Consider the following 25421-nt stretch of genomic DNA (forward strand, 5'->3'; position numbering starts at 1 on the left):
ACGATGAGTGTTGCGTAAGCTTTGGTTCAAGGTAAATCAAGGCTTACGTTAATAGACGCACTTTAATTGTATTGTCAGAAGCTGTTGGGAACATCTGCTAAAAGCGAGGATAAAGCATTTAATTTCTACAATTCAACATTATGAGAAGACGAATAATATGAAAACTAATGCTCACCAATCCAAAGCACCGGGGCTGGAAAACGGTGAATCATCAGGAACTCATGACGATCTTAAGACTTTGCCCATCAGTGAGGTGGAAAAAATATTAGGGACGACGCCTGAAGGTCTTACGCAACTGGACGCAACGAAACGCTTGAGCAAATTCGGGCCCAATGAGATCCAAGAAAAGAAGACCAATCTATTCCTAAAATTTCTCAGCTATTTTTGGGGGCCTATCCCTTGGATGATCGAAGTTGCGGTTATTCTTTCAGCCGCGGTCGGACACTGGCCGGATTTCTTTATTATCCTTATTTTACTTTTGACCAACGCCGTAATTGGCTTTTGGGAAGAACGCCAAGCCGGTAATGCGATCGAGGCTTTAAAGGATAAACTTGCGAGCAAAGCGCGTGTGAAGCGCGACGGAAAGTGGATCACTCCTCCCGCTCGAGAGTTGGTGCCCGGTGACATAATACGCATGCGATTAGGTGATATTGTGCCGGCGGACGCGCGTTTGTTAGAAGGCGACAGTGTCGAGGTTGATCAATCTGCTTTAACGGGAGAGTCATTACCCACTACGCTTAAATCTGGCGACGCTGTGTTTTCCGGTTCTATTATTCGCCGAGGCGAAATTGGAGCGTTGGTTTATGCCACTGGCGAGAAAACTTACTTCGGCAAGACCGCTCAATTAGTAAAGGAAGTACATTCTGTTAGTCATTTCCAAAAGGCAGTGTTGAAGATTGGTAATTACTTGATTATTTTGGCGATAGCTTTGGTAGCGTTAATTGTTACGGTCGCTATATTACGCGGTGACCCGATACTTACTACTATTCAGTTTGCTCTAGTGCTGACAGTGGCTGCAATACCTGTGGCGATGCCAACAGTATTGTCGGTCACGATGGCAGTTGGCGCGCGTTTGCTCGCTAGAAAAAAGGCTATTGTTAGCAAGTTGGTGGCCATCGAAGAACTGGCTGGCATGGATTTACTTTGCTCAGACAAGACCGGCACTTTGACCCAAAATAAATTAAAATTGGGCAATCCGTTTGGGGTAAACGACGTTGATGCAGAGGATGTCATCCTTAACGGCGCATTGGCGTCGCGCGCAGAAAATAACGACACTATTGATCTGGCGGTGCTCAGTGGATTAAAAACTGAGGACGCGTTAAGTGCATATGAGGTGGTGCATTTTCAGCCGTTCGACCCAGTCCATAAACGTACAGAAGCCACCGTTAAAAACAAAGAGGGAAAAACATTCAAGGTGACCAAGGGGGCACCGCAAGTCATTTTGAAACTGTCGGCTAATGCAAGTCAAGTGAATGAAGCTGTTGAAAAAGCAGTGAATGAATTCGCGGCGCGTGGTTTTCGTTCGCTGGGCGTAGCACGCGACGAGGGGGATGGACAATGGCAGTTTTTGGGAGTCTTACCCCTGTCTGATCCACCGCGGGAAGATGCTAAAGCGACTATCGCTGCGGCGTTGGCAATGGGTGTAAAAGTTAAAATGGTGACCGGTGATGCCTTGGCTATCGCTCAAGAAACCGCTAAAGATTTAGGCATGGGTTCAAACATTCTCAACGCCACGGGCTTGGGAGACTCAGAAAAGCTAGAAAGCGCCGAAGTGTCCAATTCTATAGAGAACGCTGACGGATTCGCTCAAGTGTTTCCCGAACACAAATATCACATTGTTGATGTAATGCAAAAGCGCGGCCACATCGTGGGTATGACCGGCGATGGCGTGAACGACGCGCCCGCGCTTAAAAAAGCCGACTGTGGGATTGCGGTCTCAGGAGCAACAGACGCAGCACGTGCAGCAGCGGACATAGTGATAACCACCCCAGGTTTGGCGGTGATTATAGATGCGATAAAAGAAAGTCGGCGGATTTTCCAGCGGATGAACAGCTATGCGATATATCGTATCACCGAGACGATCCGCGTACTGCTATTCATGACGCTTGCGATCCTTGTGTTTAACTTTTACCCGCTTACTGCAGTGATGATCGTTATGTTAGCCCTGCTCAACGACGGCGCAATATTGTCCATTGCGTATGACAAGGTACACTACAAAAATCAGCCAGAGAAATGGAACATGAAAATGGTGCTGGGTGTGTCAAGTGTCTTAGGTGTCATGGGTGTCATCTCTGCCTTTGGTTTATTCTATCTTGGTGAACGCGTGTTTCATCTCGACCGGGCGCACATCCAGACATTGATGTATTTAAAACTGTCAGTAGCCGGCCACCTAACTATTTTCCTAACAAGAACACGTAAGCCGTTCTGGTCGATACGCCCAGCAAAAATTCTATGGACCGCAGTACTGGGTACGCAAATAGTGGCAACTTTAATAGCCGTTTATGGTGTGTTTATGACGCCATTGGGCTGGGGATGGGCGGGGTTTGTGTGGGGATATGCACTGTTGTGGTTCCTCGTTAATGATCGAGTAAAGTTATTGGCTTATCGAATATTCGATCCTGTCAAAAAGACGCCAGAAAAACCTAGATCTGACACTTTGCAAAACCCGCCGCCAAATGGCATACCCAAAGTAAATTAATAAGGTTGTGGTGGGATAGCAACGATTACAACAATATTGCTCAACTTTGGCATTACCCGCACTGATCAATTTAACTAATGCTCCGTGCGAATGATTTTTTTTGGATAGTATGTATCAAAACATAGAATGGTTAGCCGCATACTGTGGGAGTGTAAAATAGTAATGCTAATGATGCTTAGTTATTTGAATTGTTGGTGTTAACGTAAACTAAAAACGATTTAAGGAAAACTACCTGATGTCCCATTCGCAACCTCATCGCCAGAATCGAGTGGGTTGGTTGAGAGCGGCGGTACTTGGCGCAAATGATGGCATTGTATCAACGGCAAGCCTGATTATAGGCGTCGCCTCTGCTAATTCTAGCCATATTTCCATCGTAGTCGCCGGCACAGCAGGTCTGGTTGCTGGGGCGATATCCATGGCGGCTGGTGAGTACGTATCGGTTTGTGCTCAAGCTGACACAGAAAAAGCGGATCTATTACTAGAAAAGCAATCACTTGAAAGTGATTACGAGTCAGAAGTAATCGAGTTGGCAAAAATATATCAACAGCGCGGAGTTGAGCAGGCGTTGTCTGTGACGGTAGCGCAACAATTGATGGCTCACGATGCCCTTGGTGCACATGCTAGGGATGATATCGGTATTTCTGAGCTAACGTCAGCCAATCCATTATCTGCAGCGTTTGCCTCGGCGCTGAGTTTTACCCTCGGTGCAGTTTTGCCCTTGCTCACTGCATATTTTTACTCAGCAGATAACTTGTCCTTGATTATTGCCTTATTGTCACTGGTTTTTCTGGCCATGTTGGGTGCTGTATCTGCGTATCTGAGCGGGGCCAAAATTATAACCGGTGTCGCTAGAGTGACCTTTTGGGGGTCATTGGCAATGGTTGCGACAGCGTTGGTTGGCCTTGCTTTTAATGTAACAATTCGCTGAGTCATTTATTTTGTATAACGCTAAGCAAGGAGTATGGGATCTGTAAAGCTATCTACGTGTTTAGAATCTCTCGTGACAAGAACACGCCTATAGTGATTTTGGTGGGTTAATATTGACCTAGCTATAGGAAACATAAGTGCGTGTCGAGTGTAGCTATTCAGCTAAAACAAAAAAGCCCTCCGTAGAGGGCTAGTTGTTATTCCACTATATTTTTTAGGCTAAGATTTTACGTTTTGTGCGCATCAGTCCAATTAATCCAATGCTGAAAATAGCCAGCATGGCTGGCTCCGATACAGGTAAGGCCGCAAGTGCCGCTGCCGCAATAAACTGGTGGCCGGCTGCGGTAGGGTGTACTTGGTCCCATAACAAGTATTCATCAGGATTTGCACAAGCGGTAACGCCGTCAAAACAAGGTTCTGATACGTTAGTGAATGGATAATCATTCGGGTTAAGCGTTATGTCAAGAAAGGTACTGAACGCATCGACTTGAGTAATGTTTAATCCGCCACCAATTGTGCCAAGACTACTTGCTAACGCGGAATTAAAGGCGAAAGCCCAAGGATCTGCGATAGGCAGGTTGGGAATTAAAAAGTCCATTGCACCTGCTGCTGAGAGAGATAAAACACTATCGACGATGTTAGTGACAGCACTAAGTGGGCTGTAAGAGCCAACCGGATCGTTCTGCAGAAAATCATTACCTCCAGCCCAAATAACGTAGAGTGCATCAGGGTCTGCGACGCCACCATTTTGTGCCAGAAATCCAGGGATTTGTTGTTCAAGAACATTATCAGATCTTTGCCCGCCGATAGCGTAATTCGAACCGCCTGCATAAGCGGTAGCGGCAGATAAGCCTAGCTCGTCTGCAAGAAGTTCAACCCAAACCGGGCCATTGGAGAATCGACATTCAGAATAGGGATCTGGAGGACACGCTGCTGGGGCAAGATAAGTAAGTGCTCCTGTGTCTGACAGCGAATCGCCGAAAATATTAAGGCTGCTGATTGGTGTAGCTGACGCTGTCGCGCTGACAACTAGTAGCAGAGAAGCCGCAGTTAAAGAAATGGTTTGTTTTACTTTGCTCCCAAAAAAAATGAGACCTCTAGCGAGTGGATTGGTTATTATTTTCATTAAATTACCTTTAGGCGCGCCTTAACTAGATGACGCCATGTAGAATTTATTGTTATTTGTACCCCACGCGGATACGCATCAGCCAAGAATACCTCCAAAGCGCATAGAAGTTTTCATGCTAATGGAAGCAATGCAAATTTCGAGCCTTCTAGTAAAATCAATTACTTAACTCGATTAAAGAGGATAAGTGGAAAAAAAACGGACACTTTTTAAGCGTTTTAAGTTTGTGCGTATTGAAGAATGGCTTATCACTTTTATCAGCTACATATAGCCGTTCTTATGAAGAGTATTTAATAAGCGGTCAACCTCATATGTATCGACTGTCAGTCCGAAGATATTGCTTAAAAACAGATTTTATGTCTTTTAAATTACGCCTAAATAACGGCTTAAAGACGCTTGGACGGCAATGTGAAGTAGACAAATTCAGTCTAAAATAAGGTCACGGTTTGCGTTTTACCACTATTCATAAAACGGTTGTAAATTAATCAAAAATGAAGGGTTCTTTATTGGCTTTAGCGCGGATCCAATTCAAGGACGATCTGACTGACTTTTTCGCAAGAAGATTCTGTTCGAGTTTGTTTTTACCTGGGAAGGGGATCAAGCTCAGACCAATTAACATGGTAATTAAACCTTGCCCAGGTAAAACCAACATGATGATCCCACATACGACCAAGCCTATGCCAACGATAATTTTTGCCATTTTAACGATGAAGATTATACTGCTTTTGCCCACCGATAGATGAGGAAGAATGCTAGCCTTATTATCTTTGATCCTTCTACGGATAAAGTATCGTTTATCCATGTGTGTAATGATGTAACTCATCAATATAAAATAACCAATAGAAACCGTTGTCGTTAGCAAAATGGTTAAGAATATAAAATTTGCGCCAAATGTCTCAGTTAAATAGGTTGCAATATTGTTGTAATATTCTGTTAGCACTTTGTTTTCCGAAATTGATTTAGATGCACATTATTTGAGTTGGATTTTATGCAAATAGTTGAAGAATGGGTTGAATGGATTAACATCCATTGGGTAACCATAATAGTTGTTTTGCATATTGGCTTGTCCATTATGACATCGTTACATGTACTTCTGTTCAAAGAAAACGAACGAACATCATTAGCGTGGATTGGATTGGTTATATTTTCGCCCGTCGTGGGCAGTCTATTTTATTGGCTGTTTGGTATAAACCGTATTAAACGCTCAGCGCAGAAAAAACATCCACAAATACTTAAGCAAGATTTTCGCTCTCAAGAAAAACCTAATAAAATACCCCATCTACCTAATCATTGGCATCCGGCAATCATTGCAGGACATACCATCCATCCCGTTGACTATGTTTCAGATAATAGCGTTGAACCGCTGATTAATGGTGATACAGCTTACCCTGAAATGATTCAATCTATTCATAGCGCGAAACGCTATATCGTTTTATCGAGTTATATATTCGACTGCGATTCACTTGGACGTCAATTTGTAAATGCTTTGTCTGATGCGCATCAACGAGGTGTTATCGTTAACGTTTTATTGGACGGTGTTGGCATTGGCTATAGCTGGCATAAATCAGACAGAGCGTTAAAGAAACTAGGGGTAAAGACTGCTCGTTTTTTACCTGCCATTTCGCTTACCAGTATTCGTTTTATTAATTTACGAAACCACCGAAAAATACTCTGCGTAGATGGTGAAGTGGCCTATGTAGGTGGGATGAATATAAGTAAAGATAATGAGGTGAAATCGGCAGAACACCCCATTGATGATATTCATTTTAAAGTGATGGGGCCGGTGATTGATCAGATTAGCCAGGTATTTGTAGAAGATTGGTTTTTTGCGACGGGTGAATTAATTGAATTTCCCTCTTTCGTGCAAAATGCAATGAAGCAACCAAGCAATAAACCGGTTGTCGCCCGGGTCATTCAAGATGGTCCAGATGAAGACCATAATAAAATACGTTGGACCTTGGTTAACGCATTAGTTTGCGCCCAAACCAGTGTGAAAATTATGACCCCCTATTTTATACCAGACCAGACATTAATGACTTCTCTACACGCAGCTGCATTGCGCGGTGTATCAGTGGAAATAATTGTGCCTCAACACAGTAACATTCCTTTTGTGGATTGGGTGATGGAAGCAAATTTCTCGCGCATAATTGAACATGGTGTAAAAATTTATAAAAACAAAAGGCCGTTTGACCACAGTAAAATTGTTGTTATCGATGATATTTGGTCATTTGTGGGCTCCACCAACTGGGATGCCAGAAGTTTGGAGTTCAATTTTGAAATCAATCTAGAATGTTTTGATAAACAACTAAATGCCAAGTTGAGCGCTTTTTTTAACTCGAAAAAACAAAATACATTACAGGTTTCGCAAGAGGGAATTAACGATTTACCGTCCTATAAGAAAATTCGCAACAACTTGTTTCGTTTATTTTCACCTTATCTTTGATAAGGTCCATAAACGAGTAAATCTCACTGTAATGCTGTTTGTTAAAGGCCAAGATATTCATGCTTAAGAGTCGTTATAGTCCAGTGGAATCCTTAAAAATAATGGGGCATGCACCCAACCAAGTGATGGGGCCAAACATTGAGCTACTGCTGTGGAATGTTTTTAAATGCAAAAAAAAGGGCTGGTTAGAAGATTTCAAAACACTCACGTGTGACAAAGATTTAATTCTTTTGCAGGAAGCGATATTAAATTCCCCCTTTGATATCGATTTTAAAAAGTCGTTACAGCATCAGTGGATGATGGCGCGTAGTTTCAAGAACGTAAAAACGAATATTGTAACGGGTGTTAAAACGGGATCGACTGTTGCGGCGCAGCAACATTATTTTTCGGTGTCAAAGTATAGTGAACCTGTTTCACAGACAAAAAAAATGTTGTTAGCAACTTTATATCCGTTACCCACATTAGGGCAGTCGTTGCTCGTAGTGAACTCCCATCTTATTAACTTTGTTTCTTTCGAAAAATTTAGGGCGCATTTGGATCAAGTTTTCCACACGTTGGAGAATCACAATGGGCCCATATTGTTAGCCGGTGATTTTAATACTTGGAATGGGAAAAGATTGCGCTATTTTAATCAGCTCGCAATGTCGTTTTCGTTAGAGGAGGTGAAAATGGACCGTAAGCCTAGGTTAAACCATTTATTTCAGCATCTTGACCATATCTACTTTCGCGGATTAGAGGTTGTGAATGCCCACGTGCATACGAATATTCACTCTTCTGATCATTATCCAATCAGCTTGTCGTTGCATACACTAAATCCAGTTGCTATAAAGTAACCTAGGTTTGATTATTACTGATCCCATAGGGGCCATTTTAACAATGCGTTGTAGAGGTGTTTTACTGATGATAGGTAAGACAGGCTTATTTTATACTGCCAACCACTGCTGACGAAAAGCTATACTCTTAGTGTTTCGTACGCTCTTCATTCGCGCTATTTGGATCCTATTTTTATCTATGTGAAATTTTATTTATCAACTAGATATTCAAGGTGAATTTAAAGGGTCAGACGGGTATTACAAACAGTAATGTCATGATAGCTACAGGTGTTATTTACTTCGCTTAATATGGATTGTTAAGGATAACAGCATGCAATTTAAAACATCGTTAAATGCGCCTCTGGGTATTATCCCCCAGATCGAGCTCTATATCTTTGATGTATTGCTCATCCATCGTTTCGTAATGAACGAGTCAAAACATCTCAATACCGCCAAAATTTTATACTTTTTCGATGTTGCAATAACAGTCTTCCTACCCGTAATAATGATTGGAAAGTGGATTTTCAGGCAACTATGTTTGCTTTATCTGAATGATTCAACTCAGAATTATAAACATGCAGCCTTAGGTTTTTTCAATAGAAAACGTTGGTAAATGTTGCGCGTAGTGCGCATACGGTGACCAGCCAAAAATTAAACGAAAAATCGATTTAAAACGATAAACTGCCAGGAAAAGGACACACACATGGATAAAATAGCACCCCCTAAATTTATAAGAAATCCGATTGCGGTATTGGTTACACTTTCTTTGGGCCTTACGATCCCAATTGTTTGTGCTCAGGAAATTGAAGAAGAAGTAGAAACATTACGCCTAGAAACTATTACGGTTAAAGCGCAAAAACGAAAACAAAATATGCAAGCAGTGCCTGTGTCAGTTAGTGCTATTTCCGGTAAGCAGATGACTGAAGCTGTGCTACAAGATGTGTTTGATGTTACAGCGGGTGTGCCGGCGTCATCGGCATTTCAAACGCAGAATGTGACTAATTCAAGCTTTTCAATACGTGGAATTGGCACTTCTTCACAGAACTTTGGTTTAGAGTCGTCAGTTGGGCTTTATGTTGATGGAGTTTATCGTGCACGTCAGAGCTCTATGGTCAACAACCTCGTCGATATTGAAGCTGTAGAAGTGCTACGCGGTCCTCAAGGAACTTTATTTGGTAAAAATACGCCATCAGGTGCAATGTTGATCCGTACTGTAGCCCCTGATCATATTGGCGCTAACAATTTTGTCGAAGCAACAGTCGGTAATTACGGCTTAGTGAATTATTCCGGTGCTGCATCAATTTCTGCCATTGATAATGTTCTCGCTTTTCGTTTTACGGGCTTTGGTAGTCAACGTGACGGCTTTGTTAGCGATGTTAACTTCGGTGATGACGTACTAAATGATAGAGATCGTTGGGGGGGCAGGTTACAAGCCCTATATACGCCAAATAAAGATGTATCCGTTCGAATCATTGCAGATTATTCAGAGATAGATGAAGTATGCTGCGCTGCTCCAGTACAGATGAGTAATGCTAAAGCGACTGGAATTGAAGGTAAATTTGGTTCGGATAGTTTGCTATCACAAGCGCCATTTAACGCGACTATTTTTGACGGCGATGATTTTTTTGAGCGAGAGGTTGCGCTTTCGTTTTTACCAGAGTCAAGCATGAAAGATCGTGGTTTGTCAGCTGAGATTAACTGGAATATTGATAAACAATACACGTTGGTATCGATTTCTGCTTATCGCAACTTTGACTCTGTTGACAATATTGATAGTGACTTTACCGATGCCGATTTGTTTGGCACTCGCAATGATTCACAACAGCGCTCTTTTTCTCAAGAGTTACGCATTGATTATAACGGTGAAAACATGTCGGGCATACTCGGCGCCTACTATTTTCATCAGAATCTAGATTTGGATTACAGCTTGTACACGGGGGAGCAATTCAATGAGTTTTTTCTGTCAGGCTTCGCTCAAGGAGCGTTTAACGACTTACTTGCTGGCATCGATAGCCTGAGTGCTTCAACTAATGGGCTTATTGCTGCGTCGGCTGCACCTGCGCCTGCTTTTTCGACATTTGATCACATTGCTAAACAAACACACGAAAGTTATGCGATTTTCGGGCAGGTTGATTATCAACTAACTGAAAAGTTTACCCTCACCGCTGGTTTGCGCTACACCGATGAAAGTAAAGACTTATCAACGGTCTTTACTGAGAATTTAGCGGACGATTCCTTATTCCCTACGTTTTTTACTTCTGTGGGTGATCCTGAAAATCCGACTTCAATTGTTCCAGATACACTACTTTATGGCGCCGCGGTGGCTGGAAATGTATTAACGGGCATTCAAACGAATGTTATTGATATTACTAGCCCCGAAGGGCAGGCGGCTCTTACTGCTTTAACGCCATTTCAAAGTGTAGGGTGGGGGTTTAATCCTCTTGGTGCTATTACCGCAAACAGGTCAGATATTGCAGATTCGTTAAGCGATGATCAAGTAACTGGGACCTTAAAACTGAGTTACTTCCCAGACCGGAATACCTTGCTTTATGCGTCGTACGGTACCGGATATAAGTCTGGTGGAACGAATACGGATAGGATAGCAGAGGGTTTTGATCCTATTTTTGGGGCGGAAACCTCGCGGGCTTTCGAACTAGGTCTTAAGAAAGACTTCCCTGCACATGATTTGCGGGTCAATGTTGCTGTTCACTCAACTGTAGTAGATGATATACAAGCCAGTACATTTACGGGCACCGGCTTTAATCTGCAAAATGCAGGTGATTATAAGACCTCAGGTTTGGAAATCGAGTTGACGTGGTTACCAACAGACACGGTACAAGTCGATTTTGTTTACGCTCGTGTCAATGCTGAATACGATAACTTTATGCGAGGAAATTGCTGGACTGCATATACCTGGCATACTGGTATAGCTGATCCAGGACAGGAAAGCACCGATCCGGCAGCCCCTAATCCATATTGTGACCGTTCAGGTGATCGACCAGGTGGCGAGCCTGAAGACTATGCGATGATTAAGGTCAAGAAAGATTTTGCTATTCGAGATGATATCAACGCTTATGTGGTAGCCGAATTTAGTTACACCGGCGACATCGTTTTGGACGGCAGCAATGATCCCTTTGCGGTTCAAGATTCATACAACTTGCTTAATTTGCGCTTTTTTATGAACTTCGAAAAATACGATATGGACTTGGTCTTTTGGGGGCGTAACGTATTGGACGAGGAATATCTTAATCACATAGATTTCAACACCCCCCTGCAAGAAGGCAAACTCAACGCCTATATATCTGATCCTGCTACGTTTGGGGTAACATTACATAAGCGCTTTTAATGACTAGATAAGGGGATGAACAGAAAAAAATAACCGGCTTATGCCGGTTATTTTTTACGTCAATTAAAGCCCAAATATGTATTTATCACTCGGTACTAAAAAATTAGTATCGTTGTTTTGCATCACTGCCAGCGTGCATCCTTTGCAATGTCTATGTTGTTGCGAGTTGTCGTTATGAAAGGATGGTCTTTTACATATATTTCCAGCCCCGACTTTAATGCTAATTGATAATACTTAAGGGCTTTTTTATATCGTCCTTTTGCCTGCCATGCACTGCCTAAGTTAGAACGAGTTGTCGCAACAGACGGATGATTTTCACCAAAATTATCAAGACTATTTTCTAGGGCTAACTCGTAATATTCAATGGCCTTATCGTACTCTCCTTTCGCCTGCCACGCGCTACCTAGATTGCTTCGCGTAGTGGCCACATTGGGATGGTTTTCACCCAAGGTTAAGATATAAGTTGCCAGAGCTTGTTGATAATATTCGATCGCCTTGTCGTATTCGCCTTTTGCTTGCCATGAATTGCCTAAATTGTTCTGCCTGATGGCGACAGAGGGATGGTCTTTACCAAGCATTAAAATGCCACTTTTTAAAGCCTGTTCATAATATTCAATGGCTTTGTCATATTGGCCTAAAGATTTGAATACACTCCCTAAATTACTGCGTCTTTTGGCCACTGAAGGATGGTTTTCACCAAAGTTTTTAATGCCTCCTTCAAGGGCTAACTCATAATATTTAATCGCCTTGTCGTATTCACCTAATGATTCCCATGCACTGCCTAAATTACTGCGCCTAATCGCGACTGAAGGGTGATCTTCACCAAATGTTTTGATCCCACTGGCAAGCGCTAATTGATAATATTCGATGGCTTTATTGTATTGTCCTTGAGCTGCCCATAAACTAGCTAAATTACTACGCCTAATTGCAACCGAAGGGTGATCTTCACCTAAGGTTTTGATTCCACTATTAAGCGCTTGTTCGTAATACTTAATAGCTTCACGATATTGCCCTCTGGCTTTTAATATCCGGCCGAGACTACTGCGTATTTCAGCGACATCAGGATGATCTTCACCTAATATTTGTATATTGCTGGCCAACGCCTGTCCATAAAACTCAAAAGCTTTATCGTATTGACCTTTTGCCAGCCAAAGGCTACCTATATGACTACGCGTTGTAGCCACAATAGGGTGCTCTTCGCCAAAAGATCGTCGCGCACCTTGCAATGCTAATTCATAATATTCACTGGCTTTTTCGTACTGACCTTGAGCCTGCCATGCACTGCCTAAATTATTGCGAATTTTTGCCACGTCAGGGTGGTCTTCCCCAAAGATAAGTAGCGCTTGGTGAAGCGCTAATTCGTAATATGCGACCGCTTTTTCGTATTGACCTTGTACTTGCCATAGACTGCCAAGTAACCTTCGCGTGCGAGCTACATCTGGGTGTTCTTCTCCATAGGTTTGTATATCACTTGCCAGCGCCTGCGTATAATATGCCATGGCTTTATCATATTGGCCTTTTTCCTGCCAAACGCTGCCAAGCCGTCTACGAGTGCTTGCCACGTCAGGATGACTATCTCCAAATGTCAGAAGACTACTGGCAAGGGACAACTCATAATATTCAATCGCCTTATCGTATTGGCCTTTCGCTTGCCACAGGCTGCCAAGCAAGCTTCTTGTCACCGCTACGTTTGGGTGTTCTTCTGTAAAAATTTGTGTATCACTTGCCAAGGCCTGTTCGTAATACTCTAATGCAATTTCATACTGACCTTTTTCCTGCCACGCGCTGCCGAGCTGACGGCGAATGCTCGCCACGTCAGGGTGCCTTTCGCGGAATGTTAAAAGGCTAGTGGATAACGCCAGTTCATAAAATTCAATCGCTTTCTCGTACTGACCGTTTGCCTGCCACAGGCTGCCAAGTAGTCTGCGTGAAACCGCTACACTGGGATGTTCCATCCCAAACGTTTTTATATCACTTGCCAAGGCTTGTTCATAATATTCCAAGGCTTTTTTATACTGTCCTTTTTCCTGCCAAGCGCGTCCCAGTTGCCGACGTGTGCTTGATACATCAGGATGGTCTTTACCAAAGGTACGAACGTTAATGGCAAGGGCTTTTTCGTACTGTTCAATTGCCTTGGCATACTCGCCTTTTGCTTCCCATGCACTGCCTAAACTATTACGTATAATGGCTACCGAGGGATGGTTCACACCAACTGAACGAACACTGCTGGTTAACGCTAATTGGTAATAGTGAATTGCTTTGCCATATTGGCCAAGTGTTTGCCATGCGCTCCCTAGTTTATTGCGTCTTGTCGCTACGGTTGGGTGGTTATCACCAAGGTTTGAAATACCACTTTGCAACGCGAGTTCGTAATACTTGAGTGCTTTTTTGTACTGACCTTTTGCTTCCCAAGCACTGCCTAAATTACTGCGCCTTATGGCAACTGAGGGATGATCTTCTCCGTAGGTGGAAATGCCATCTTCAAGGGCTAATTCAAAGTTGCGAATGGCTTTGTCGTATTCCCCCTTGGCTTGTAAAACCAGCCCGATATTGCTGTGTATAGTTGCAATGAACGAATGATTTTGTTTTACATTAAGAAGGCTGCTAGCGAGCGCTAATTCATAATAATCAATTGCTTTGTCATATTGCCCTTTGGCATACCAGACCAAGCCTAAATTACTTCTTATTGACGCCACCTCTCGGTGGTCTTTACCAAAATAATCTAGGGTGCTGGCAAGGGCCAATTCATAATAGAAAATAGCTTTGTCGTATTGGCCCTTAGCTTTCCAAGCGAGCGCTAAGTTATTGTGGATTGTTGCTACATTTGGATGCGCTTTACCATAGGTTTCAATATTACTGGCAAGCGCTTGTTGAAAGTATTCAATGGCTTTGTCGTATTCGCCTTTAGTATACCACGAGCTTCCTGACTGACTGAGTATCGTTGGTGTTTCGTTCTGATCATTTTGCGCGGAAAATACGGTTACAGGATAAACTGCAACTATCAGGACAAATAGTATGGTTTTTGTGATTTTGGGTGAACATTGCATCCATATTTTTGCTTGCTGCTCACGCTTAACTAACATTTTAAATTGACTACTACGTTTTCCGTTCATACGCATTCAATTACCAAGTCGCTTATTAACTCACTCTGAAATAAAATGATAAAATAGCTGACACGATTAAAGATGGTGAGTTTGCACCTTACTTGATGTTGTCAGATCATATCGTCGTTATTTGTTCACATTTCAAGAAAGAAAAGAATCAATACACAAAGGTATCCGAGACACAGCATCCTAGCTTCTCAAGTTGTATCTTAGTAAGTCTGTTTGGAATGTCTATCATTCAATGCTATTAGCGCAACGAATATACAATATTAATTGCTTGTAAGGGGGTAATTTAAGCCTTATTCACAGCAAAATTTACTTGCCAAGTTATACTGCAATTTAACTATTCCCTTATAACGCTGGGCGGGAACGGTTGAGTGCGAGTAAATGATCTATATTAAACATTATCAATTATTTAAATATTTGAGTGGGGATGGGTGATAGACGGACCGTTCAAGAACAAATAGATACAAGTACAGAGGACTCAGTTGAGATTGTGAAAAGTCATTTGTCAGCATGACACAGTGCTGAAATTTTGAGTAATGTGATAAGCGTTTTCCACAAGCTCGCACAGACGTGATCCCTAGTATAATATTATGCGTTGATTATCAATCTGAAGCAGAATAAAACCGGTGGTTCCGTTGACCATTAGTCGTCGCGATAATAAAGACAGACAATTACGATCGGGGGGGCTATTTTGATTAACATATCAGCTATATGTTTGATAATGAACGTTAATCTATGAGGATTTGGTTAACGTTTAATTAGTTCTATCACTGGGAAATTCAATACAGTTGTGGTTGTCACAGAGGAATAAATAGTTAATGGCGATTTCCAAGTTATGGGTCGACGAATTCGATTATCGGCGCAATGTGTTAAAGGCTGTGTTAATCGTAATAATATTTGCTGGCTGCATTTTTATAGTCAATAACTGGCTAATGGGTTTTAAAGTCTATGCGGTAATTCAATTAGGCCTAGTCCTCCTGGCGCTTGGTATCCTTACTATCCATCAGAAAACCCCTAATCTTACGTTATGGTCTTCAGTTTTTTTGCTTGCCTTATATTCAGTAATATTGATTGGAATATATAGTACTTCGTTTAATTCAACCCTATATACGTGGTTATATATTATCCCCGTTTTATCGTATCTGTTGCTTGGCATTAAATTAGGCAGTCTATTTACCATCGTCTATTTGGGAGCTGGGGTGGGTATGCTTATTTTCGCTCATTTACTCAGTAATCCTGATATCAATCCTATTGCTATTGTTAATATTGCTTTATGTCTGACGGCAATTTGGGTGTTATCTTATACCTACGAATTTAAAAGGGCTGCTATGATAAAACGCTTGCAGCAGATGGCAGCCATTGATCCGTTAACGGGCTTAAACAATCGTCTGCATCTTGATTCCATCTTTGAAATACTGTGTCAAAGTGTCCCCGAAAAGCAGCAATCCGTGTCAATGTTGTTGCTAGACTTGGATCATTTTAAACGAGTTAATGATCGATACGGTCACGATATGGGTGATGCGGTACTGGTGAAGGTATCTAAGTTGATAAATGATATGCGTCGTCGAAACGACTGGGCTTTTCGTTTTGGTGGTGAGGAATTTTGTCTGCTAATACCTGATACAAGTGAGCTACAGATACAACAAATCGCTGAACGTTTAAGAAAGGCAGTAGAAAAAGATATAACCATCGATAATTGTACACTGAATATTACTGTCAGTATTGGGGTTGCCCGTTGGCCTGCGGATGGGAGTAGTTTAGCGCAGATTTATAAGACTGCCGATGGTCGACTTTATCAAGCAAAAGAACAGGGACGGAATCACATCATTACTCGCTAAGTTATTGCAATTATAATTGCAATTATTATTGCTATCTTCGCTAAACTATTTCCAATGTATTTTTGTATTCACGCACCCAGTAAAGGCTGTTGCTTAAGGGTGTGATACTGAAGCGCAAGCGTTAAACAATGGCGCAGAGGTGTGTGCTTAATTATGCAGGTTAGGGGAATGGTTATCGCTCTATTGCCTTCGTAAACGAAGTCTTTTGGATAAAGCTCTTTGAACGTCTCAAGTAAAATTGTTTGGCAATGGAAGTACACCTTGATGAAATTCGGATCCTTGGCTTTCCAGCCTATTCGAATGGCGCTGCCACCTTTAACTTTATAACTTGCTTCCCCCCATTTTAGCGTTTCCTCAACAGGATTTAATTCATTCTCGTTGGCGAGCGAAAATATTAATTGTCTAACGGACATAAACTGGCTGACTGCTTGTGGTGGATAGCGCGCCAATAATGCTTGAATATCGTTATTCATGATTTTTTCTGCCTTATTTCGTCATTGAACAATAAACATCTTAATGACGATATTCAAATATGTGAGGCTACTGACAATAATTCTATTGCGTAGAACTTTATAAATTGCCATTACGTTATATAAATACGCAATTGTTTGCTGATTTACCCATGAATACGTATGTAGTCTGCTGTTCGAAGCATGTGCTCAAGGGTATCATTTGTGATTAAATTGTTAACGTTTTAAGCTAAGTTTTACAATACTGTGTGAATTGCAGTGAGTGAAATGTGCGGCTGTTCTAGGATATCGAAACCATGTATGCACACATTCAAAAATATAATAATAGAGGCCGAATATTTAGTCTAATATTTATGGCCGCAGGATTACTAGCTTGTTCATATGAATTACAAACCCAGACAGACCAGCATTCAAAGGAAACTATCGATAAGGTGAAAGCCCCTGATGTAAGAAACGGTAAGCCAGTGGTTTATCAGGTGTTTACCAGACTGTTTGGTAATACAAATACCACCAACAAGCCTTGGGGCACCATTAACGAAAACGGTGTGGGTAAGTTTAGTGATTTTACTGATACAGCGCTTAAAGGAATTAAGGAGCTTGGAGTAAGCCACATTTGGTATACCGGCGTGCCGCACCATGACGTGATTACCGATTACACTGAATTTGGCATTTCGCAAGATGATCCTGATGTGGTGAAAGGGCGCGCGGGTTCGCCTTATGCCGTGAAGGATTATTACTCGGTTAATCCTGATCTTGCTGATAACCCCGCTAACCGCATAGCGGAATTTGAAGCATTGATAAAGCGCACACATGCCAACGAAATGCGTGTGATCATTGACATTGTTCCGAATCACGTCGCTCGAAATTATCAGTCGCTTGCCAAGCCTGATGGGCTAACGGATTTTGGTGAAAATGATGATACGTCTGTGGAATACGCCCAGAATAACAACTTCTATTATGTCGTTGGTCAAGATTTCAAAGTACCTATGGGTGTTGACGGTTACCGACCTCTTGGGGGCGAATCCCATCCTTTAGCTGATGGTAAGTTTATAGAGTCACCGGCTAAGTGGACCGGTAATGGTTCACGCAAGGCGCAACCCGATGCAAATGACTGGTACGAAACGGTTAAAGTAAATTATGGCGTAAAGCCTGACGGTAGCTTTGATTTCGACACCTTACCCGATAGTTATCGCGATAAAAATATTAGCGAGCATGTGGCATTTTGGGCGGACAAAACAGTGCCGAATTCATGGCTTAAATTTCGTGACATCACACAATATTGGCTCGCCAAAGGGGTAGATGGTTTTCGATATGATATGGCTGAGATGGTGCCGGTTGAATTTTGGAGTTACCTTAATTCACAGATTAAACAAACTAACCCTCAGGCGTTTTTACTAGCTGAAGTCTACAACCCAGACAAATATCGAGATTACATTGCCTTAGGCAAGATGGATTATCTATATGACAAAGTTGGATTTTACGACAGTTTAAAAGGTGTAATGCAAGAAACATCCCCAACTTCAGTGTTGATTGATGCGCAAGCGAGCGTGATGGACATCGAGCAACATATGCTGCATTTCCTTGAAAACCATGACGAGCAGCGGATCGCGAGCCCGGAATTTGCTGGCACCAGTGAAAAAGGCAAACCGGCGCTAGTCGTATCAGCGTTGATTAGTCGCTCGCCCACGCTTATCTACTTTGCTCAAGAAGTAGGGGAGGATGGCAGCGAGAACATGGGTTTTGGTTTACCGTCTCGCACCACCATATTTGATTATGCCGGCGTACCCGCTTATCAGCGCTGGACGAATCAAGGTAAATTTGATGGTGCAATGCTTTCATCTCAAGAGCGAGAATTGCGGGAATACTATCGCCGAGTGTTAGTCATTTCAGCGAGCCAGATTGCAATGCAGGGTGAATATGTTGACCTACATAAGGTCAATATCGCGTTAAACGGTGATTACGACGAAACGCTTTTCGCCTATACCCGTTTTCATCCTTTGCAACAAATGGTTGTGGTGAGTAATTTCGCACAAACCCCAAAACGTTTTGAATTAACGGTACCGCTTAATATGATTCAAAAGTGGGATGTTAATGATGGCCGTTATCAGATGACTGATTTACTTACTGGACAAAAAATAGATTTTGTCGTGGAAAATCAAAAAGGTCATATCTCAATGGGCTTAGGATCGTTACAATCTATGGTATTGAGTCTCGCCGTATAAAGTGGGCAGGCTCTATTTTTAGCTAAGTAACTGAATAAGGCGGGTTGTAATGGGTATGTGGACACGTAGCGCGAGTAGAATGTTGCTATCGATTATGGTTGTCATTGTTGCGCTAATGGGTGTTTCTGGCTGCGGACAAGTAGAACAACGGCCTTCAACCGCTGCGCCCAATGTATCCGTTTTGCCTTATCCATTTCTCATTCCAGGTCTTGACCGTCAGCGCATTGTGCGCTTGTATTTACCACCAAATTACAACAATGAAACGCAATCTTATCCCGTTATATACATGCACGACGGTCAAAACCTCTTCGACAACGCAACGGCATACGCTGATGAGTGGGGAGTGGACGAAAGCCTGAATGCATTGGCTAAAAAATCTGGGCGAGAATTTATCGTTGTTGGTATCGATAATGGCGGTGACTTTCGCATGAACGAAATGAGTCCATGGCCCAATGAGCGGTTCGGTGAAGCGCAAGGTGACGAGTATATGCAATTGATAGTTGAAGTCGTAAAGCCGTATATTGATAGTAATTATCGCACCCTAAGTGATGTGCAAAATACCGCTATAATAGGGAGTGCGATGGGCGGATTAATGTCTCATTATGCTGTTCATAATTATCCTGATGTATTTGGTAAGGCGGGCATGTTTTCACCGTCCTATTGGTATTCACAGGACGTGTTTAGTGATACCAAATTGCATCGAGCAAATAATAAGGCGCGCTTATTTATGTTATATGGCAGCGGTGAAGGGGATGGAATGATTTCTGATGCGGACAAAATGCAGCGACTATTGAAACAACAAGGTCATCCTCGCAATAACATGAAGTTTGTCAGTGTGCCACAGGGCAAACACAACGAGCAATTATGGGGTCAGTCTTTGACCGATGCAATTAAGTGGTTATTTCAAATTCACTGATAAAACGAGTTAATTTAAGTGCTACTTTAGATAAGATAATATAGCTAAAACACACATTTCAAATGGACGGAAAATGACACTACGATCTATCGGCTTATGCCTGCTGCTTTTGACATTCTCGGTTTCAAGCAGCGAGTATTTATCTCACTCGCTTAATGGGCAAGTACTGCAAATTCAAACCGATGAAGGCGAGCTGAGCATTACTGCGTTGGCTGATGACGCATTCGAAGTGTTTTATCAGCCAATTGATGTGAAGCAATTACCTTCGTTTGCCATTGACGGGGTAGCAAAACCTGCCAAGTTAACGATATCAAATGAGGCTGAAACCATTATTTTCTCAGCCCTAGGCATACGTGCTGAAATTGAAAAATCTCCATTGCGCATTCGTTATTACCGGGACGATAAGTTGCTATTGGCTGAACAAAGTGGTTTGTTTATCAATGATAAACAGCGCGGCTTTAGCTTTGACTTACAAAAAAATGAAAAGCTACTCGGTGGAGGGGAACGAATTGTAGGGATGGATCGACGTGGTCAGCGTTTTCCGTTATATAACAAAGCCCATTACGGCTACACCACTGAATCAAAACAAATGTATTTTGGTTTGTCAGCGGTCATGTCGAGCAAAAAATACGTTTTGATATTTGATAATTCGGCTAGTGGTTATATGGATTTAGGTGCTACAAATTCTGATGAGATGCGTTTTGAGGCTATGGGCGGGCGTACTAGTTACATTGTGGTGGCGGGGGATACCTATCCGCAGCTTATTGAGCACTATGTTACCGTAACCGGAAAACAACCACTGCCTCCGCGTTGGGCACTGGGTAGCTTCGCTTCACGTTTTGGGTATCGAAGTGAACAAGAAGTGCGTGATACGGTCAAGCTATATCAGGATTCTGGTTTTGGATTAGATGCCATTGTGCTCGATTTATATTGGTTTGGAGCTGATATTAAAGGCCATATGGGAAATTTAAGCTGGGATAATAAGGCGTTTCCTACGCCACTGAAAATGATCAGTGATTTGCGCCGCGATGGCGTTAAAACAATATTGATTACCGAGCCTTTTATCTTATCGTCATCAAAAAAATGGCAAGATGCGGTGAGCAATAATGCACTGGCACTGAATGACGAAGGTAAGCCTTATCAGTTTGACTTCTATTTTGGCAACACTGGCTTAGTGGATGTATTTGATCAAGATGCACGAGATTGGTTTAACCTAACCTATACCGAACTTTTCAAGCAAGGCGTTGCAGGCTGGTGGGGGGATTTGGGCGAACCTGAGGTACACCCCAGTGATATGTTACATAATCTGAACGGTATCGTTGCCACAGCTGATGAAGTTCACAATGCCTATGGACATAAATGGGCTGAGCAAGTCTACCAACACCAACTTTCATTAGCGCCCAATGCGCGCCCGTTTATTATGATGCGTTCTGGTTTCGTTGGCTCACAGCGCTATGGAATGATCCCCTGGACCGGTGATGTGAGTCGCTCTTGGGACGGCTTAAAGCCTCAGGTCGAGTTGTCACTGCAAATGGGTTTATTCGGATTGGCCTACACCCATTCTGATTTAGGCGGATTCGCTGGTGGGGAGGTTTTTGACCCGCAGATGTATATAAGATGGCTACAATATGGCGTATTTCAGCCAGTGTTTAGACCTCACGCTCAAGATAATATAGCCCCTGAGCCAGTCTATCATCAAGGCAAAACCAAAGAAATATTGCGCTCTTATGTTGAATTACGCTACGCCATGTTGCCTTACAATTATTCGTTAGCATATGAAAATAGTTTAACGGGCATGCCACTAATGCGTCCGATGTTCTTTGAGGATGAGAGTGATCTGACTTTGATTGACGAAAAGGATCAATATTTTTGGGGCGATGCGTTATTGGTAAAACCGATCACCAGCGCAAATATGCAAGAAGTGAGTGTTAAGTTACCCAAAGGTACCTGGTTTAACTTTTGGAGCGATGAGCGTTACGACGGTGGCCAAACCATCACCGTCACCACGGATATTAAACTATTACCGGTATTTGCTCGAGGTGGGGCAATCATACCGATGACGACACCGGTACTGAGTACTGATAACTATTCTACTGAGTCGTTGGATTTACATTATTATGCTGATCAAAGCGTTCCTCACTCTAGTGGCGTTATGTACAACGATGATGGTAAAAACCGGCACGCGATACGAGACGGTACATTTGAAACGTTAACGTTCTCTGCCAAGCGTGGGAAAGATGCAAAGGGAGACCATGACACACTTGAATTCAGTTTAAATCGAAAAGGAACCTTCAAAGGTATGCCAAGTAACCGCATGATCACTTTGTGGGTTCATAACTGGTCGCAGAATATTAATCAGGTGAAGGTTGGTGAAAATCAACTAGAGTTGATCGAGGACAAAACGGCGTTTTTAAATGCTAACCGCGGGGCAAGGTGGGACAGTGAGAGCAATACGCTTGAAATGAAATTTAGTTGGCAAAAAGACAGTGTTGTATTCGTACAGTAATGTTGTTGCTGGCGTCGAGTTTAGTTTTGTTAATTACACATTATGAAATGAGGGCGGCAATAATTCTGGTCAAGACGTGACCGCCCGTTATTTCAATAATAATCAAAATGCCGATAACAAATATTTCATCGTTTAAGTTGGTAAGTTTTGCGCTCTGCGTTACTTTAAGTATTAGCGTCAAATTTTGGCGTTGTAAAACGGGTCATTAAGCCAAAGAGAATGGACTGCTTGAAATATCGAAAAGGCGTTTTAGTTGCTTCAATTTTGTTAATGAGTCAAGTTGCAATCGGCAGTGAAAAGCAGACTTTAAAGGCGTGCGGTCATCACGATTACGCTCCCTGGAATTGGTTAGACGGGGACAATATTGTCGGTGTTTGTGCCGAAGTGGCCACGCAACTTTTCGGTGAGCTTGGTTATCACGTCGATTTGACGTATGTGGGCCCATGGAAGCGCTGCCAGCAATTAATTGAACAGGGCGATGTCGATCTCAATATATGTTCTTTCATAAATTTAGAACGTAAAAGCTATTCTGTTTTTTCTGCAATACCCATGGCAACCAATGAAAATGCACTGTTTGTAAACAAAGAACGCTATTTTGATTACGAAGGACCAGAATCGTTAAATGCAAAGTTTATCGGCTTAGTCCATGGTGTCAGTCTTGGTAGCACGCTAGATAATCATTTACTTAATAATAGCTACGTAATTCGAGTCGCAAACCACCAGAGCTTATTTTCAATGCTCGCGTTACAAAGAATTGATGCAGTGATTGTTGGGCGCCAATCTGGGCAACATCTGCTTAACCTATATGATTTAAATACGCAAATAGTTGATGTACCCACGCCTTTACTAACAGGTAACTTATTTTTCTCCATGTCAAAAGAATCTCCGCATATTGGCTTACTTGATGACGTGGAAAAGGTCTTAGCTTCGGAACAATACCGCGTATGGTTATCAAGCCTCTTAGAGAGGTACTCCTTCAAACATAAGGCGTTTGTACACAGTAAGACGTTAGCGATGGATAACCCCCCTAAGGTAGCGCCTGAAAATTAACCGCAATTTTTCAGGTGATAAATATGCTCTAGTACGTATTGATATACATATCTATACTGGTTTTGCTCTACTGGATTATTATATGCTGTCGCTAAGTCATCGAAAGGGAGTGAGACAATGAGAAAATTAATTGTCTTGTCGTTATTATGTTTCGCAACGATTCAAAATATTGCGGCGCTTAATGCACAATCAAATCACACTGATTTGCTTACACAAAGCACAAAACAGATCATTCCAGCAAAAAATACTGCACAATCTGAAAAAAAAATCACGCGTAAGCCAGCTCCTACGATAATGAATTTCCGCTGTGACGGTCGGCAATATTGTGCGCAAATGACATCTCGAGCCGAAGCCGAGTATTTTTTGCAGCATTGCCCCGATACTCGTATGGACGGTGATAACGACGGTGTTCCTTGTGAAAATGACAGTCGTTTTTAAAAAAACATGCGATTTTAATTAATAAAATTCAAATAATAGTGCTTTATTCTTTCGTTTATTCGTTAATCTTTACGGTCAAAAAGCGACCAGTATTTTAACGTGTTTGATTTGGCAAAAACACGCATAGCATAGGTAATTCTCATGGACGTATTTTTAGCTAAAATGGCTGAGTTCATAAAAGTTGAGATGGTCACTGATCTCGCTCATGATTTTGAACATGTTAGGCGTGTGGTAGCTAACGCTAAGCAGTTAAGCAGAGCAGAAAGAGCCAATGAGTGGGTGGTTATGCCTGCAGTTTGGTTACACGATTGTGTAACCTTACCTAAAGATCATCCTCAGCGCGCGTCGAGCTCAGCATTGGCAGCCGATAAGGCATTGGTTTTTTTAGCTGATATTGACTATCCAACGGAACATTTTGCCCATATTCACCATGCAATAATGGCACACAGTTTTAGTGCCAATATAGCGCCTATAAGCTTAGAAGCATGTGTGGTTCAAGACGCAGACAGACTAGATGCCCTTGGCGCAATTGGCATAGCACGTTGTTTGCAAGTCGGAAGCGCTTTACACCGTGATTTGTATGAGTCAAAAGACCCATTTGCACTGTATCGGGAGATAGATGATAAGCAGTTTACCTTAGACCATTTTTATCAAAAATTACTTAAAATTGAAGAGACATTACATACAGAAGAAGCAAAGAGAGAAGCGCGGCTTCGTACCGATTTTATGCACCAATATATTCGCCAATTACGTCACGAAATCGGTGTATAGCACGTGGTAAAAAACAGGTGAATATAGTTGTAGTATAGTTTTATTACCCTAGAGTAAGAGGTTCATGATTAACTTTATATAGATCGTTCTATTGTGGATCGTGTTTAAGATTATAAAAGTATGTAGGACATTCTAAAAGGAGCGTTAGTATGTGTCAGTTGTTTATTGGGGCAGAAGCCGAACAGTGGCTAAGTAGAACAAAGTCGTTACGGATCGAGGGGGTGGTAACATCAATTCGTTTAGAAAATTTCTTTTGGGATGTATTAGCAGAAATTGCCTTTCGTGATGAAATGTCTGTAAATCAACTGATAACAAAACTGTACTTTGAATCTCAGGAAGCCGAGTTAGACTTGAGTAATTTTACGTCATTTTTACGCGTGTGTTGCGGTCGTTATTTGTCATTGGTTGCCGATGGTGAATTAACCCGCTGTGAACAAACACCGATGAAAAAAGACGGAATCGATTTATTATTATCGAATGAAAATAAACGAACCCAAGCTCGACGTCGCTGCTTTACCCGGGAGCCATCTGTATAATTTCGATTTAATACGGTATTACCATTCAAGTGATACCGAATTTTGTGCCCTTATATTGCTTTTCTTCGCTACTTATTCGTTACCTATTAGTCAATAATTCCTGACAAAAACCTGTATCGTTTAAAAAGAATAAATCTTTCCTTGTCTGACTATTACTTATAAATACTTTACTATATTCGTGTTTTCATTATCGCCGCTATTATGTAGCGACT

Annotated in this window: 17 protein-coding genes; 13 read left to right on the forward strand and 4 right to left on the reverse strand. The window is 42.1% G+C overall.

Features of this window, described 5'->3' with window-relative positions; translation table 11 throughout:
- Positions 1-157 precede the first annotated feature (157 nt).
- Together GQR89_RS09160 and GQR89_RS09165 are read left to right on the forward strand one after the other, a co-directional pair.
- The gene (locus GQR89_RS09160) at positions 158-2698 is read left to right on the forward strand and encodes a plasma-membrane proton-efflux P-type ATPase (RefSeq protein WP_158769765.1); all 2541 of its coding nucleotides are present in this window, start codon (positions 158-160) and stop codon (positions 2696-2698) included.
- Between the two features lie 235 nt (positions 2699-2933).
- The gene (locus GQR89_RS09165) at positions 2934-3626 is read left to right on the forward strand and encodes a VIT family protein (RefSeq protein WP_158769766.1); all 693 of its coding nucleotides are present in this window, start codon (positions 2934-2936) and stop codon (positions 3624-3626) included.
- A 213-nt stretch (positions 3627-3839) separates the two neighbouring features.
- Here GQR89_RS09165 and GQR89_RS09170 read toward each other — a convergent pair whose 3' ends face one another.
- Both GQR89_RS09170 and GQR89_RS09175 read right to left on the reverse strand, forming a co-directional pair.
- On the reverse strand, positions 3840-4751 hold the full coding sequence (locus GQR89_RS09170; RefSeq protein ID WP_158769767.1) for an SGNH/GDSL hydrolase family protein: 912 nt from the start codon (positions 4749-4751) through the stop codon (positions 3840-3842).
- 481 nt (positions 4752-5232) lie between these two features.
- A complete protein-coding gene (locus GQR89_RS09175; RefSeq protein ID WP_158769768.1) occupies positions 5233-5691 on the reverse strand; it encodes a hypothetical protein in 459 nt (152 codons plus the stop codon).
- 48 nt (positions 5692-5739) lie between these two features.
- Between GQR89_RS09175 and cls the strand changes: the two genes are divergently transcribed.
- The 3 genes from cls to GQR89_RS09190 all read left to right on the forward strand — a co-directional run bounded on the left by cls (position 5740) and on the right by GQR89_RS09190 (position 11352).
- On the forward strand, positions 5740-7194 hold the full coding sequence (gene cls / locus GQR89_RS09180; protein WP_158769769.1) for a cardiolipin synthase: 1455 nt from the start codon (positions 5740-5742) through the stop codon (positions 7192-7194).
- Positions 7195-7253: 59 nt separating this feature from the next.
- The gene (locus GQR89_RS09185; protein ID WP_158769770.1) at positions 7254-8027 is read left to right on the forward strand and encodes an endonuclease/exonuclease/phosphatase family protein; all 774 of its coding nucleotides are present in this window, start codon (positions 7254-7256) and stop codon (positions 8025-8027) included.
- A gap of 682 nt (positions 8028-8709) precedes the next feature.
- Entirely contained in the window at positions 8710-11352 is a 2643-nt protein-coding gene (locus GQR89_RS09190; protein ID WP_158769771.1) for a TonB-dependent receptor, read from the forward strand.
- A gap of 122 nt (positions 11353-11474) precedes the next feature.
- On the opposite strand, the gene GQR89_RS09195 is transcribed toward GQR89_RS09190, so the two are convergent.
- On the reverse strand, positions 11475-14465 hold the full coding sequence (locus GQR89_RS09195; protein ID WP_158769772.1) for a tetratricopeptide repeat protein: 2991 nt from the start codon (positions 14463-14465) through the stop codon (positions 11475-11477).
- Positions 14466-15280: 815 nt separating this feature from the next.
- On the opposite strand from GQR89_RS09195, the gene GQR89_RS09200 reads away from it, so the two are divergent.
- Positions 15281-16300: a GGDEF domain-containing protein gene (locus tag GQR89_RS09200; RefSeq protein ID WP_158769773.1), complete on the forward strand. Its 1020-nt coding sequence runs from the start codon at positions 15281-15283 to the stop codon at positions 16298-16300.
- 68 nt (positions 16301-16368) lie between these two features.
- On the opposite strand, the gene GQR89_RS09205 is transcribed toward GQR89_RS09200, so the two are convergent.
- Positions 16369-16773, reverse strand: a complete 405-nt coding sequence (locus GQR89_RS09205) for a DUF1801 domain-containing protein (protein WP_158769774.1) — start codon at positions 16771-16773, stop codon at positions 16369-16371.
- 293 nt (positions 16774-17066) lie between these two features.
- On the opposite strand from GQR89_RS09205, the gene GQR89_RS09210 reads away from it, so the two are divergent.
- From GQR89_RS09210 to GQR89_RS09240, 7 genes are all read left to right on the forward strand, one after another.
- Complete coding sequence (locus GQR89_RS09210) at positions 17067-18992, forward strand: alpha-amylase family protein (protein ID WP_199271397.1); 1926 nt, start codon at positions 17067-17069, stop codon at positions 18990-18992.
- A 94-nt stretch (positions 18993-19086) separates the two neighbouring features.
- Entirely contained in the window at positions 19087-19908 is an 822-nt protein-coding gene (locus GQR89_RS09215; RefSeq protein ID WP_370461070.1) for an alpha/beta hydrolase, read from the forward strand.
- Between the two features lie 73 nt (positions 19909-19981).
- Complete coding sequence (locus GQR89_RS09220) at positions 19982-22414, forward strand: TIM-barrel domain-containing protein (protein WP_199271398.1); 2433 nt, start codon at positions 19982-19984, stop codon at positions 22412-22414.
- Positions 22415-22642: 228 nt separating this feature from the next.
- Complete coding sequence (locus GQR89_RS09225) at positions 22643-23464, forward strand: ABC transporter substrate-binding protein (protein ID WP_233269129.1); 822 nt, start codon at positions 22643-22645, stop codon at positions 23462-23464.
- Between the two features lie 117 nt (positions 23465-23581).
- Entirely contained in the window at positions 23582-23902 is a 321-nt protein-coding gene (locus tag GQR89_RS09230; protein WP_158769777.1) for an excalibur calcium-binding domain-containing protein, read from the forward strand.
- Between the two features lie 141 nt (positions 23903-24043).
- Positions 24044-24673 carry an HD domain-containing protein gene (locus tag GQR89_RS09235; protein WP_158769778.1) on the forward strand — a complete coding sequence of 210 codons (630 nt, stop codon included), beginning with the start codon at positions 24044-24046 and terminating at the stop codon, positions 24671-24673.
- Positions 24674-24822: 149 nt separating this feature from the next.
- Positions 24823-25209, forward strand: coding sequence for a ribbon-helix-helix domain-containing protein (locus GQR89_RS09240; protein WP_158769779.1), 387 nt, complete (start codon positions 24823-24825; stop codon positions 25207-25209).
- Positions 25210-25421 lie beyond the last annotated feature (212 nt).

The organism is Paraglaciecola sp. L1A13 (genome assembly GCF_009796745.1).
In the GTDB taxonomy this organism is placed as follows: Bacteria; Pseudomonadota; Gammaproteobacteria; order Enterobacterales; family Alteromonadaceae; genus Paraglaciecola.

Excerpts from the sequence above, each read along its gene's own strand:
- GQR89_RS09160 (WP_158769765.1), top strand. The coding sequence starts at position 158 with ATGAAAACTAATGCTCACCAATCCAAAGCACCGGGGCTGGAAAACGGT.
- GQR89_RS09165 (WP_158769766.1), top strand. The coding sequence starts at position 2,934 with ATGTCCCATTCGCAACCTCATCGCCAGAATCGAGTGGGTTGGTTGAGA.
- GQR89_RS09170 (WP_158769767.1), bottom strand. The coding sequence starts at position 4,751 with ATGAAAATAATAACCAATCCACTCGCTAGAGGTCTCATTTTTTTTGGG.
- cls (WP_158769769.1), top strand. The coding sequence starts at position 5,740 with ATGCAAATAGTTGAAGAATGGGTTGAATGGATTAACATCCATTGGGTA.
- GQR89_RS09185 (WP_158769770.1), top strand. The coding sequence starts at position 7,254 with ATGCTTAAGAGTCGTTATAGTCCAGTGGAATCCTTAAAAATAATGGGG.
- GQR89_RS09190 (WP_158769771.1), top strand. The coding sequence starts at position 8,710 with ATGGATAAAATAGCACCCCCTAAATTTATAAGAAATCCGATTGCGGTA.
- GQR89_RS09195 (WP_158769772.1), bottom strand. The coding sequence starts at position 14,465 with ATGAACGGAAAACGTAGTAGTCAATTTAAAATGTTAGTTAAGCGTGAG.
- GQR89_RS09200 (WP_158769773.1), top strand. The coding sequence starts at position 15,281 with ATGGCGATTTCCAAGTTATGGGTCGACGAATTCGATTATCGGCGCAAT.
- GQR89_RS09205 (WP_158769774.1), bottom strand. The coding sequence starts at position 16,773 with ATGAATAACGATATTCAAGCATTATTGGCGCGCTATCCACCACAAGCA.
- GQR89_RS09210 (WP_199271397.1), top strand. The coding sequence starts at position 17,067 with ATGTATGCACACATTCAAAAATATAATAATAGAGGCCGAATATTTAGT.
- GQR89_RS09215 (WP_370461070.1), top strand. The coding sequence starts at position 19,087 with ATGGTTGTCATTGTTGCGCTAATGGGTGTTTCTGGCTGCGGACAAGTA.
- GQR89_RS09220 (WP_199271398.1), top strand. The coding sequence starts at position 19,982 with ATGACACTACGATCTATCGGCTTATGCCTGCTGCTTTTGACATTCTCG.
- GQR89_RS09230 (WP_158769777.1), top strand. The coding sequence starts at position 23,582 with ATGAGAAAATTAATTGTCTTGTCGTTATTATGTTTCGCAACGATTCAA.
- GQR89_RS09235 (WP_158769778.1), top strand. The coding sequence starts at position 24,044 with ATGGACGTATTTTTAGCTAAAATGGCTGAGTTCATAAAAGTTGAGATG.
- GQR89_RS09240 (WP_158769779.1), top strand. The coding sequence starts at position 24,823 with ATGTGTCAGTTGTTTATTGGGGCAGAAGCCGAACAGTGGCTAAGTAGA.